Here is a 12,174-nt window from a genome sequence, read left to right on the forward strand (position 1 = left end):
CTGCCGGGCGGCCAGCGAGTGTGCGGCGATTGCAGCGGAATCGCCTGCAGGCAGGGCGAGATAGTCAAGCCGGAATGAATACATTGACATCCGATTATATAATATTGATAATTGTTCTCATTCCTGCATGACGCGCCCGGACGGATGCGCCAAAGGAAAACCTTCAGCCAGCCAATGGGCGCCTGCCCGTCTAGCCAGCCAAAATTTTTCGATACTTTTTGGAGTGGCCATGAACCCCATTACACGCATCGGCGCAATGCTTAGCTTCGCTCTGGCCGCCGCCACGTCTATTCCCGCCCATGCGGTGGAGTACCCCATCGGAACGCCGCAGCAGCGCTACGGCATGGAAATCGGCGCGGTCTATCTGCAGCCGGTGGAAATGGAGCCGGCCGGCATGATGCGCCCGGCAAAGGAGTCCGATGTCCATCTGGAGGCGGACATCCGCGCGCTGGGCAGCAACCCCAACGGCTTCGCGGGAGGTGAATGGATGCCCTATCTGCTGGTGAAGTTCGAGGTCTGCAAGCAGGGCGGCGAATGCATCAAGGGCGACTTCATGCCGATGGTGGCCAATGACGGCCCGCACTATGGCGACAACGCCAAGCTGATGGGGCCGGGCAAATACACGGTGAAATACACGATCTCCCCGCCCACCGACAATCCCCACGCCCACTTCGGCCGCCATACCGACCGCCTGACCGGGGTGCGCCCGTGGTTCAAGCCCTTCACGGTGGAATACGATTTCATCTATGTCGGCATCGGCAAGAAGGGCGGGTACTGACATGCGCCCGCTCCACAACACCGTACGCCTCGGCGTGCTGGCGCTCGCGCTCGTTGCCGCGCTGCCCGCGCTGGGAGCGGAACCCAGCGTCTCCCCCGCGCAACTGCAAAGCCTGCTGGAGCGGATGGACCGGCTGGAAAAGCGCAACAGCGAACTGGAAAAAGCCTTGCAGGCGCAGACCCGCGCCGCCGATGCGAAACTGGAAGAACGGGTGATGAGCCTGGAAACCCAGAACAGGCAACTGGAAGCCGCCCTCGCCAGCGACTCCATCAGCGAACAGGAACCGGAACTCGCCATGCGCCTGAAGTATGCCGAGAACCAGGCGCAAAACGCGCAGACGCAATCCAGGATGCTCGATGCGCTGGGCGGTTTCTCGATCGGTGCCGATTTCTTCGGCGCGGCGCAGGGCGCCAGCGGTATCGGCAATAACGATGTGCAGCTCAACTACCGGGCCGACCTCAGCGTCACCTCCCCGACCATCACCACCGGCGATGTCGACAGTTTCGTGTTCGCGTTTTTCCGCGCGGGACAGGGCAATGGCGTGGATTTCACGTCCTTCGTCGGCCCCAATGCGAGCGCCTTCCAGCTGGGTTCCGTCGTGCCCGCCGACAACAGCGCGCTGATCGTGGGCGAACTCTGGTATCAGGCCGACATTCCGCTGCCGCTCAACGGATACAAGCCGCAGTCGCGGGAAACGCTGACGCTGAACTTCGGCAAGATGGATCCCTTCGGCTTCTTCGACCAGAACAACGTCGGCGGCGACGAAACCACGCAGTTCCTGGCCAGCGCCTTGGTGCACAACGCGCTGCTGGACAACCCGCTCGCGGCCAACGTGGGCGCGGACGGCTACGGGTTCTCGCCGGGCGTGCGCATCGGCTATACGAATGCCAGCCAGAAGCCGGAAAGTTACGGCCTGTCGCTGGGCGTGTTTGCCTCGGGTGACGGCGCCGATTTCAGCGGCCCCTTCACCAAGCCATTCGTCATTGCCCAGGCCGAAACCAGCCAGCGCGTGTTCGGCGGCCTGGAAGGCAATTACCGCGCCTATCTCTGGAGCAACGGCCAGGCGCCGACCTTCATCGCCGAGCAGACCGAAAACCATTGGGGCTGGGGCATCAGCGCCGACCAGCGCGTCGGCGACGGACTCAGCCTGTTCGGCCGTGCGGGCATGGCCTACGGCGATAATCTGCCGTTCGACGTCACCGCCAGCCTGGGCGGCGAATTCAACGGCAGTTACTGGTCGCGCGGCAGCGATGCGATTGGCCTCGCCTACGCCGCCAACCGAGTCGCCGACGATTTCCACGACCAGTCCGCCGCGCTGCCGGAGTATGGCTACGGCGCCGACGGCTGGGAGCAGACGATCGAACTGTATTACCGCTTCCAGGTCCACCCGCAATTCGAGCTGACGCCCGATCTCCAGTACATCCGCCACCCCGCGGGCAATACCGGCGAAAACGCCACGGTGGTCGGCTTGCGTACCAATCTGTCGTTCTGAAGGAGCTTGCCGTGAACGCACCCCTTGGTTTTTTCCTCATGCTGTCGGCGGCCGCCGCGAGCGTCCCCGCGCAGGCCGTCGAACTGCCGGTCTACACCCTGGTCGCCCGCGACGGGCGCTTTACCCCGGCCAATCTGGAGGTGCCGTCGGGCGTGCGTTTCAAGATCGTCATCAAGAACGAAAGCAGCGGCGCGATCGAGTTCGAGAGCCTGTCGCTGCGCAAGGAAAAGGTGCTCGGACCGGGGGCGCAGTCGTTTGTCGTGATCGCCCAGCTCAAGCCCGGTGAGTTCGACTTTTTCGACGAGTTCCATCCCGACACCAGCCGCGGCCAGATCCGCGCGAAATAGGAGCACAGCATGGGAAACACCCTGTTCATCGTCTGGCGCGAATCCATCGAGGCGATGCTGGTCATCGGCATTCTGCATGGCTGGCTGTCCGCGCGGCCCGATGCGCGTGACGGTTTGCCCTGGCTGTGGGGCGGCGTGGCGGGCGGGCTGGTGCTGGCCGGGGCGCTGGCGGTCACCCTGATGGGGATACAGGCCTGGGCTTCCGACACCGCGCTGGAATGGTTTCAGGCACTGATGCCGCTGGTTGCCAGCGTGCTTATTTTCCAGATGGTGTGGTGGACGCAGCGGCACGGCGCCGGCCTCAAGCGCGAGCTCGAATCCGGCATGGCCGTCGCCGCCGAACGCGCCAACTGGATGGGCATGGCCGTGCTCGCCGCCGTGGCGGTGGGGCGCGAGGGCGCCGAAACCGTGGTCTTCCTCTATGGCGCCGTGGGCAACGAAAGCTGGGCCGATTTCCTGATCGGCGGCGCGGGCGGATTTCTGCTGGCGCTGGCCGTTTACTGGCTGCTTTCGCGCAGCGGCCGTTTCATTTCCTGGCGCAATTTTTTCCGCATCACCCAAGCCTTGCTGCTGCTCCTGGGCGGCGCGCTGCTGGTGGATGCGGCCGAGCGCCTGGTCGGTCTGGAAGCGCTGACCGCGCTGGCCGATCCGCTGTGGGACAGCTCGGCGCTGCTGGATGACGGCAGCCGCGCAGGCGGCGTGGCGGCAGCCTTCATCGGCTATCGCGCCCTGCCCTCGGGCATGGCCTATGCCCTGCTGCTGGGCTACTGGCTGCTGGCCGTGACCCTGCTGTTCTCAAGCCGGGCTGGCAAAAAGCCATGAACCCTGTCGCCCAGCCTCTGGTATTCCTGCCCCCGCAGCGGCTTGCCCGCCTGGGGCTGCTGCTGCGCCGCCACCAGGGCGTGATCATGGGCCTGCAATGGAGCATCGTACTGGCGTATGTCGGGCTGGTGGCGGTGCCGGCCTTCCTGCCGCTGCCGCCCGAGCATACGCATCTGTGGGACAACCTCACGCGCTTTGCCCAGTTCGCGTTCTGGGGGATTTGGTGGCCTTTCGTCATCCTCTCCACCCTGACGCTGGGACGTGTCTGGTGCGGCGTGCTGTGCCCGGAAGGCGCGCTGACCGAGTGGGCTTCGCGCTATGGCCTGGGGCGCGGCATGCCGAAGTGGCTGAAGTGGGGCGGCTGGCCCTTTCTGGCGTTTGTTTCCACCACCGTGTTCGGCCAGATGACCAGCATTTACGAATACCCCAAGCCCGTGCTGCTGATTCTGGGCGGCTCGACCCTCGCGGCGGTGGCGGCCGGCTTGATCTGGGGCCGCGAAAAACGCGTGTGGTGCCGCCATCTGTGTCCGGTGTCCGGCGTGTTCAGCCTGCTCGCCAAAGTCGCGCCGCTGCATTACCGGGTCGACCAGCAGGCGTGGGACAGCGCGCCCCCGGGCAGCCGCGCCAGCCGCACGCATGTGGTCAACTGCGCGCCGCTGATCAATATCCGCCGCATGGACAGCGCTTCCGCCTGTCATATGTGCGGCCGCTGCGCCGGCGAGCGCGACGCGGTCCAGCTTAGCCTGCGGCGGCCGGACAGCGAAATACTGGCGAGCCAGAGCGGCGCGGGCAACGATCTCTGGGCCGCGCGCCTGCTGGCCTTCGGCATGCTGGGCGTGGCCCTGGGCGCATTCCAGTGGAGCGCTTCCCCGTGGCTGGTCACGCTCAAGCAAGCCCTGGCGGAATGGCTGGTGGAGCATGAAATCTGGTGGGCGCTCGACCCGGTCGGGCTGTGGTGGCTGTTCACCGATTACCCGGAAGTGAACGACGTGTTCACCTGGCTCGACGGCGGCGTGCTCCTGGCCTACATCGCGGCCGAAACCCTGGTCGTGGGCGGCTGGGTCTGGGGTTGGCTCAAGGTGGCGGGGCGGCTGGCCGGACTCGACTGGACGCGCATGGCCTATACCCTCATTCCCTTCGCCGGCATCAGCGTCTTTGTGGGGCTGTCGCTGCTGACCACCGGTCAGCTGGCCGCCGAAGGCGTGGCCGTTCCCTGGGCCGGCCACCTGCGCATCGGCCTGCTCGGCATAGCGGCCTTGTGGGGCGCGAGCCTGGCGTGGCGGCTCGCGCCGCAACGGCGTCTGGCCAGTGCGCTGACCGTAGTGCTGGCCGCCGCGCTGCCGTTTTCAGCCTGGGCGGTGCAATTTTTCGTCTGGTGAGTGGGCAATAAGGCGGATTGGGTTTAACAGTCCGCTCCGGATAGACAGAAAAAAAGGGACGCTGCAGCGTCCCTTTTCATTGCAATCAATCAACCAGCGATCAGTTGACCTTGGGATCGAGTTCGCCCTTGTCGTAGCGCTTCTGCATTTCTTCCAGGTTAAAGACCTTCTTGATTTTGCTGGCCTGGCCGGCAGCGCCGAAGGCTTCGTAACGGTCGCGGCAAATGCCGCTCATGGCAGCGGTGGCTTCCTTGAGGAATTTGCGCGGGTCGAAGTTGGCCTTGTTGTCGGCCAGGTGCTTGCGGATGGCACCGGTGGAGGCCATGCGCAGGTCGGTGTCGATGTTGACCTTGCGCACGCCGTTCTTGATGCCTTCGACGATTTCGCTGACGGGCACGCCGTAGGTCTGGCCCATGTCGCCGCCGTAGCTGTTGATGATGGCGAGCCAGTCTTCCGGAACAGAGGACGAACCGTGCATCACCAGGTGGACGTTGGGGATGCGCTCGTGGATTTCCTTCACGCGGTCGATACGCAGCACCTTGCCGGTGGGCTTCTGGGTGAACTTGTAGGCGCCGTGCGAGGTGCCGATGGCGATCGCCAGGGCGTCGACCTTGGTCTTGGAGACGAAGTCAGCGGCCTCGTCGGGGTCGGTCAGCAGCTGGCTGTGGTCCAGCGCGCCTTCGGCGCCGTGGCCGTCTTCTTCACCGGCCATGCCGGTTTCGAGCGAGCCCAGGCAGCCCAGTTCGCCTTCGACCGAGACGCCGCAGGCGTGCGCCAGTTCGGCCACTTTGGCGGTGGTGGCGACGTTGTATTCGTAGGTGGACGGGGTCTTGCCGTCGGTGCCCAGCGAACCGTCCATCATCACCGACGAGAAGCCGGACTGGATGGAGCGGAAGCAGATGCTGGGCGAAGCGCCGTGGTCCTGGTGCATACAGACCGGAATGTGCGGATACATTTCGATCGCGGCCAGGATCAGGTGGCGCAGGAAGGGCTCGCCGGCGTAGGAACGCGCACCGGCGGAACCCTGCAGGATCACCGGCGAATCAACGGCGGCAGCGGCCTGCATGATGGCCTGGACCTGCTCCATGTTGTTGACGTTGAACGCAGGCAGGCCATAACCGTTTTCGGCGGCATGGTCGAGCAATTGACGAAGGGAAATCAGGGCCATTTACAGTCTCCTAGTTTAAAAAATGATCGGGTATCAGGGTTTCTTGGAGTCGCCCACGCGGACGATCTTCATGGTGTTGGTGCCACCGGACTGGCCGATGGGCTCGCCGATGGTGAGCAGGATCAGGTCGCCGTCGCGCACTGCGCCACGTTGCCGCAACTCTTCTTCGGCCTCGGCCAGCAGCACGTCACGATCCTTGCTGGTGGTGACCAGATTGATCGGGTAAACACCGCGAAACAAGGTGACTTTTCTACGGGTTTCGACCTGGGGTGTCAAGGCGTAGATCGGCACCCGGGTCGACAGGCGGCTCATCCACAGGCAGGTGTTGCCGCTTTCGGTGAGTGCTGCGATGGCCTTGATGTTGAGGTGCACCGAGGTGAACACCGCAGACATGGCAATTGCTTCGTCGGCGCGCAGGAAACTTTTCATCATGCGCTCGCCGGAGAACTTGGGCTCGGCTTCCTTTTCCGCTTCGAGGCAGACCCGGTCCATCGCCTGAATGGCTTCGACCGGGAACTGGCCCGCCGCGGTTTCCGCCGACAGCATCACCGCGTCGGTGCCGTCGAGCACGGCGTTGGCGACGTCGGACACTTCGGCGCGGGTCGGGATCGGGCTGGTGATCATCGACTCCATCATCTGGGTCGCGGTGATCACCACCTTGTTGCGCTCGATTGCCAGGCGGATCATGCGCTTCTGCAGCGCAGGCACGGCCGCGTCGCCGACTTCGACGCCGAGGTCGCCACGCGCCACCATGATGGCGTCGGAGGCATCGAGGATTTCCTCGAGGTTTTCGATCGCCTCGGTGCGCTCGATCTTGGCCACCAACTGGCTTTTGCCGCCAGCCGCACGCAGCAATTCACGCGCTTGGCGCATGTCGGCGCCGCAGCGCGGGAACGACACGGCGAGGTAATCGGCCTTCAGTGCAGCAGCCGTCTTGATGTCTTCGATGTCTTTGGTGGTGAGTGCAGCAGCCGACAGGCCGCCGCCCTTGCGGTTGATGCCCTTGTTGTTGGACAGCACGCCGCCTTGCACCACTTTGCAGAGGATTTCCGTGCCGGTGACCGACTCGACCCAGAACTCGATACGGCCGTCATCCAGCAGCAGGGTGACGCCGCGCTTCACGTCGTTCGGCAATTCCTTGTAGTCGAGGCCGACGCGGGTCTGGTCGCCGAGCGTACAGGCTGCGTCCAGAATGAACATGTCGCCCTTGGCCAGCGTGATCTTGCCATCCTTGAACTTGCCGATGCGGATTTTCGGACCCTGCAGGTCAACCAGCACGCCGACGGCGCGGCCGCGCGTGCGGGCCAGCGAGCGCACCAGTTCGGCGCGGTCGATGTGGTCCTGCGCGACGCCGTGCGAAAAGTTGAGGCGCACCACATCCAGGCCGGCTTCCATCATCCGGTCCAGGGTTTTGGCATCGGAACAGGAGGGGCCGAGGGTGGCGACGATTTTGGTTCTGCGGATCATAGGTAGTGAGCGGTAAGCGGTGAGGAGTAAACGGGAAAATGCAAAACGGTGAGCAGGAACCTCTCACCGTTTACCGTTCGCTACTTATACTTGAGCGCGTTCCTCCAGAATCGCCACGGCGGGCAGGGTCTTGCCTTCGAGGTATTCGAGGAAGGCGCCGCCAGCGGTGGAGATGTAGCTCACCTTGTCGTAGATGTCGTATTTCTGGATCGCGGCGATGGTGTCGCCGCCGCCAGCCAGGGTGAAGGCGTTGGTGTTGGCGATCGCCATGGCGATGGTCTTGGTGCCTTCGCCGAACTGGTCGAACTCGAACACGCCGACCGGGCCGTTCCACACCACGGTGCCGGCGTTCATGATGATGTCAGCGAGTTGCTGCGCGCTCTTCGGGCCGATGTCGAAAATCATGTCGTCGTCAGCCACATCGCCCGCGTCTTTCAGCACGGCGGGTTCATTGGCGTCGAACTGCTTGCCGCACACCACGTCGACTGCGATCGGGATGATCGCGCCGCGTGCGGTCATTTTCTCGATCAGCGCCTGCGCGGTGGGGACCAGGTCGTCTTCGCACAGCGATTTGCCGACGTTGTGGCCGGTGGCCTTGAGGAAGGTGTTGGCAATGCCGCCGCCGACCACCAGCTGTTCGCATTTTTCCGACAGCGCTTCCAGCACGGTCAGTTTGGTGGACACCTTGGAGCCGCCGACGATGGCGACCATCGGGCGTGCCGGGTTGGCCAGCGCCTTGTCGAGTGCATCAAGTTCTTCGGTCAGCAGAATGCCGGCAGCCGCCACCGGGGCGAACTTGGCAATGCCGTGGGTCGAGGCTTCGGCGCGGTGCGCGGTGCCGAAGGCGTCCATCACGAAGACGTCGCACAGCGCGGCGTATTTTTTCGCGGTTTCGTCGACGTTCTTCTTTTCGCCCGCGTTGACGCGGCAGTTTTCCAGCACCACCAGTTCGCCGTCAGCGACGTTGAAACCGCCGTTGACCCATTCGCGGATCAGGCGCACGTTCTTGCCGAGCTTTTGCGCGATGACGTCGGCAACCGGCTTGAGCGAGTCTTCTTCCTTGAACTCGCCTTCGGTCGGGCGGCCCAGGTGGGAGGTGACCATGACCTTGGCGCCGGCGCCAAGGCAATGTTCGATGGTGCGCATCGAGGCGGTGATGCGGGCGTCCGAGGTGACTTTTCCGTCCTTGACCGGCACGTTCATATCGGCGCGAATGAAGACGCGTTTGCCAGCAAGGTCGAGATCGGTGACACGGATGAAATGGGGCATGTGGTTCTCCTGAATAATTAAGCGGTAAGGGATGAGTTCACTCATTCCTTACAACTCAGTTGCTTGGGTGAGCGGTGAGCGGAAAACGGTGAGCGGATGCCTCCGTTCACCGTTCACCGCTTACCGTTTACTTAGCTACGTGCTGCACAAAACGCAGCATGTTGCAGGTGTAGCCGTACTCGTTGTCGTACCAGGACACGACCTTGACGAAGGTGCCGTCGAGCGCGATACCGGCTTCGGCATCGAAGATCGAGGAGAAGCCGACGCCACGGAAGTCGGTGGAGACCACCTTCTCGTCGGTGTAGCCGAGGGTGCCCTTCATGGCACCTTGTGATGCGGCTTTCATCGCAGCACAGATTTCAGCGTAGGTCGCGGGCTTGTCCAGCTCGACGGTCAGGTCGACCACCGAAACGTCGGAGGTCGGCACGCGGAAGGCCATGCCGGTCAGCTTGCCTTTCAGCGCGGGCAACACCACGCCCACGGCCTTGGCAGCGCCAGTGGACGACGGGATGATGTTTTCCAGGATGCCGCGGCCGCCGCGCCAGTCTTTCATCGACGGGCCGTCAACGGTTTTCTGGGTGGCCGTTGCTGCGTGAACGGTGGTCATCAGGCCGCGCTTCAGGCCCCAGTTGTCGTTCAGCACCTTGGCAACGGGTGCCAGGCAGTTGGTGGTGCACGATGCGGCCGACACGATGGCCTGACCGGCGTAGGTGTCGTGGTTGACGCCGTACACGAACATCGGGGTGGCATCCTTGGACGGGGCGCTCATCACGACTTTCTTGGCGCCGGCAGCGATGTGCTTCTGGCAGGTCTCGTCGTCGAGGAAGAAGCCGGTGCACTCGATCACGATGTCGGCGCCTGCTTCGTTCCACTTCAGGTTGGCGGGATCGCGCTCTGCGGTCAGGCGAACGGTCTTGCCGTTGACGATCAGGTTGCTGCCGCTGACCGATACGTCACCGTTGAAACGACCATGCACCGAGTCGTATTTCAGCATGTAAGCCAGATATTCGGGGTCGAGCAGGTCGTTGATCGCGACCACTTCGATTTCGGGGAAATCCTTGGCGATAGCGCGGAAAGCCATGCGGCCGATGCGGCCAAAACCGTTAATACCAACTTTGATTGCCATTTGCAGTCTCCAGAGTGAAGTTGAAAATCATTTTTAGGGGCCGGGGACCAGGATTCAGGGACCAGGGTAGGTGCGGCTGAAAGCCGCGCCCCTGAACCCTGATCCCTGAATCCTGGCGCCTTGTTTTTTTACAGAACGCCCTTGACGGCGGCGGCCACAGCTTCGGCGGTGATGCCGAAGTGCTTGTACAGCGCAGGTGCGGGAGCGGATTCACCGAAGGTGTCGATACCGACAACAGCGCCTTCCAGACCGACGTACTTGCGCCAGAAGTCGGTGACACCGGCTTCGACCGCCACGCGCGGCAGGCCTTTGGTCAGCACGCTGGCCTTGTAGGCAGCATCCTGGCGATCAAAGGTGTTGGTGGACGGCATCGACACCACGCGAACCGGCACGCCATCGGCTGCCAGGGCATCAGCGGCCTTCATGGCCAGTTCCACTTCGGAGCCGGTGGCGATGATGATGGCCTTGGCGCCTGCAGCATCCTTCAACACGTAACCGCCCTTGGCGATGTTGGCCAGGGTGGCGGCGTCGCGCGCCATGAACGGCAGGTTCTGGCGGCTGAGGATGTGGCAGGTGGGGCCGTCGGTACGCTCGACCGAGTGGGCCCAGCCGACCATGGTTTCGACGGTATCGCACGGACGCCAGACGTCGATGTTGGGGATCATGCGCAGGGTCGCGGTCTGCTCCACCGGCTGGTGGGTCGGGCCGTCTTCGCCGAGGCCGATCGAGTCGTGGGTGAACACGTGGATCACGCGCTGCTTCATCAGCGAAGCCATGCGGATGGCGTTGCGCGAGTATTCCGAGAACATCAGGAAGGTGCCGCCGAAAGGCAGCAGGCCGCCGTGCAGCGCCATGCCGTTCATGATCGCGGCCATGCCGAATTCACGCACGCCGTAGCTGATGTAGTTGCCGGGCTTGCCGTGGCGCACCGGGTGACAGCCTTCCCAGTTGGTCAGGTTGGAACCGGTGAGGTCGGCCGAGCCACCGAGGAACTCGGGCAGCGCGGGCGCCAGCGCATTGATCGCGATCTGGCTTGCCTTGCGGGTGGCAACGGTTTCAGCCTTGGTATTGATCGCAGCCAGTTTCTCGGCGACGTGCGCCTTGAAATTGGCGGGCAGTTCGCCCTTCATGCGGCGCTCGAATTCGGCGGCTTCAGCCGGGAACGCGGCCTTGTATTCGGCAAACTTGTTGTTCCACAGCGTTTCCAGGCCTTGACCCTTGGTCTTGGCATCCCAGCCAGCGTAGATGTCAGCGGGGATTTCAAACGCGGGGTGATTCCAGCCGATGTGCTTGCGGGTGGCTTCGATTTCGTCGTGGCCGAGCGCAGCGCCGTGCACGTCGTGCGTGCCTTCCTTGTTGGGCGAACCCTTGCCGATGATGGTTTTGCAGCAGATCAGCGTGGGCTTGTCGGTGCTGGCCTTGGCTTTCTGGATAGCAGCTTCGAGCGCCACGACATCGTGGCCGTCGACGCCGGCGATCACGTTCCAGCCGTACGCCTCAAAGCGCTTGGCGGTGTCGTCGGTGTACCAGTGTTCGATGTGGCCGTCGATCGAAATGCCGTTGTCGTCCCAGAACGCGATCAGTTTGTTCAGTTTCCAGGTACCGGCCAGCGCGCAGGCTTCGTGCGAAATGCCTTCCATCATGCAGCCGTCGCCCATGAACACATAGGTGTGGTGATCGACGATTGTGTGGTCGGGCTTGTTGAATTCGTTGGCGAGAATCTTTTCGGCCATGGCCATGCCGACGCCGTTGGTGATGCCCTGGCCAAGCGGACCGGTGGTGGTCTCGACGCCGGGGGCGTAACCGTACTCGGGGTGACCCGGAGTTTTGGAATGCAGCTGACGGAACTGCTTGAGATCGTCGATCGACAGGTCGTAGCCGGTCAGATGCAGAAGCGAGTAGATCAGCATCGAGCCGTGGCCGTTGCTCAGCACGAAGCGGTCGCGATCCGCCCATTTCGGGTTGGATGGGTTGTGGCGCATGTGGTGATTCCACAGTGTTTCGGCAATTTCAGCCATGCCCATGGGGGCGCCGGGGTGACCGGATTTGGCTTTTTCGACGGCATCCATCGCGAGTGCGCGGATAGCATTGGCAAGGTCGTTACGGGTTGGCATTGCGTTCCCTTATGGCTAGAAAAAACTGGCTTGGGTGGTCGCCCGGAAAGCGTGTCGGCAGACAACTCGGGCAGACTACGGAAAACCTCAATTATCCGTCAGCAAGCCTGACTGAGGCAAGCCGGCCGCCCGGGCACGAAAAAGGCTTGGCTATCCGCGGCTTACGCGGTCTTGTGCGGGTGCCGTATCAGCAGCGGGGGATTCAAATGTTT

General features: G+C 63.2%; 10 protein-coding genes. 5 read left to right on the forward strand and 5 right to left on the reverse strand.

From position 1 onward, the window contains the following. Positions 1 to 229: 229 nt before the first annotated feature. The 5 genes from IV098_RS02185 to IV098_RS02205 are packed head-to-tail and all read left to right on the forward strand — an operon-like array spanning position 230 to position 4,818. A complete protein-coding gene (locus IV098_RS02185) occupies positions 230 to 778 on the forward strand; it encodes an iron transporter (protein ID WP_296885998.1) in 549 nt (182 codons plus the stop codon). 1 nt (position 779) lies between these two features. Next, positions 780 to 2,270, forward strand: coding sequence for a carbohydrate porin (locus IV098_RS02190; RefSeq protein WP_296886000.1), 1,491 nt, complete (start codon positions 780 to 782; stop codon positions 2,268 to 2,270). An 11-nt stretch (positions 2,271 to 2,281) separates the two neighbouring features. Further along, entirely contained in the window at positions 2,282 to 2,617 is a 336-nt protein-coding gene (locus tag IV098_RS02195; protein ID WP_296886001.1) for a cupredoxin domain-containing protein, read from the forward strand. Positions 2,618 to 2,626: 9 nt separating this feature from the next. Then, on the forward strand, positions 2,627 to 3,439 hold the full coding sequence (locus tag IV098_RS02200; RefSeq protein ID WP_296886003.1) for an FTR1 family protein: 813 nt from the start codon (positions 2,627 to 2,629) through the stop codon (positions 3,437 to 3,439). Continuing rightward, the gene (locus tag IV098_RS02205) at positions 3,436 to 4,818 is read left to right on the forward strand and encodes a 4Fe-4S binding protein (RefSeq protein ID WP_296886005.1); all 1,383 of its coding nucleotides are present in this window, start codon (positions 3,436 to 3,438) and stop codon (positions 4,816 to 4,818) included. The genes IV098_RS02200 and IV098_RS02205 overlap by 4 nt, the downstream gene beginning before the upstream one ends. 100 nt (positions 4,819 to 4,918) lie before the next feature. On the opposite strand, the gene fba is transcribed toward IV098_RS02205, so the two are convergent. From fba to tkt, 5 genes are all read right to left on the reverse strand, one after another. After that, positions 4,919 to 5,986, reverse strand: a complete 1,068-nt coding sequence (fba, locus tag IV098_RS02210; protein WP_296886007.1) for a class II fructose-bisphosphate aldolase — start codon at positions 5,984 to 5,986, stop codon at positions 4,919 to 4,921. Positions 5,987 to 6,019: 33 nt separating this feature from the next. Continuing rightward, positions 6,020 to 7,453: a pyruvate kinase gene (gene pyk, locus IV098_RS02215; protein ID WP_296886009.1), complete on the reverse strand. Its 1,434-nt coding sequence runs from the start codon at positions 7,451 to 7,453 to the stop codon at positions 6,020 to 6,022. A gap of 84 nt (positions 7,454 to 7,537) precedes the next feature. Further along, entirely contained in the window at positions 7,538 to 8,722 is a 1,185-nt protein-coding gene (locus tag IV098_RS02220) for a phosphoglycerate kinase (RefSeq protein WP_296886011.1), read from the reverse strand. A 127-nt stretch (positions 8,723 to 8,849) separates the two neighbouring features. Continuing rightward, positions 8,850 to 9,848, reverse strand: a complete 999-nt coding sequence (gene gap, locus IV098_RS02225; RefSeq protein WP_296886013.1) for a type I glyceraldehyde-3-phosphate dehydrogenase — start codon at positions 9,846 to 9,848, stop codon at positions 8,850 to 8,852. 128 nt (positions 9,849 to 9,976) lie between these two features. Further along, positions 9,977 to 11,962: a transketolase gene (tkt, locus tag IV098_RS02230; protein ID WP_296886015.1), complete on the reverse strand. Its 1,986-nt coding sequence runs from the start codon at positions 11,960 to 11,962 to the stop codon at positions 9,977 to 9,979. Positions 11,963 to 12,174: the final 212 nt, after the last annotated feature.

Origin of the sequence: Thiobacillus sp., from assembly GCF_018780105.1 — a bacterium.
Classification (GTDB): Bacteria; Pseudomonadota; Gammaproteobacteria; order Burkholderiales; family Thiobacillaceae; genus Thiobacillus.

What these genes read in the sequence shown, in the direction of transcription:
- IV098_RS02185 (WP_296885998.1), top strand. Translation starts at nt 230, where the DNA reads ATGAACCCCATTACACGCATCGGCGCAATGCTTAGCTTCGCTCTGGCC.
- IV098_RS02190 (WP_296886000.1), top strand. Translation starts at nt 780, where the DNA reads ATGCGCCCGCTCCACAACACCGTACGCCTCGGCGTGCTGGCGCTCGCG.
- IV098_RS02205 (WP_296886005.1), top strand. Translation starts at nt 3,436, where the DNA reads ATGAACCCTGTCGCCCAGCCTCTGGTATTCCTGCCCCCGCAGCGGCTT.
- tkt (WP_296886015.1), bottom strand. Translation starts at nt 11,962, where the DNA reads ATGCCAACCCGTAACGACCTTGCCAATGCTATCCGCGCACTCGCGATG.
- fba (WP_296886007.1), bottom strand. Translation starts at nt 5,986, where the DNA reads ATGGCCCTGATTTCCCTTCGTCAATTGCTCGACCATGCCGCCGAAAAC.
- pyk (WP_296886009.1), bottom strand. Translation starts at nt 7,453, where the DNA reads ATGATCCGCAGAACCAAAATCGTCGCCACCCTCGGCCCCTCCTGTTCC.
- gap (WP_296886013.1), bottom strand. Translation starts at nt 9,848, where the DNA reads ATGGCAATCAAAGTTGGTATTAACGGTTTTGGCCGCATCGGCCGCATG.
- IV098_RS02220 (WP_296886011.1), bottom strand. Translation starts at nt 8,722, where the DNA reads ATGCCCCATTTCATCCGTGTCACCGATCTCGACCTTGCTGGCAAACGC.
- IV098_RS02200 (WP_296886003.1), top strand. Translation starts at nt 2,627, where the DNA reads ATGGGAAACACCCTGTTCATCGTCTGGCGCGAATCCATCGAGGCGATG.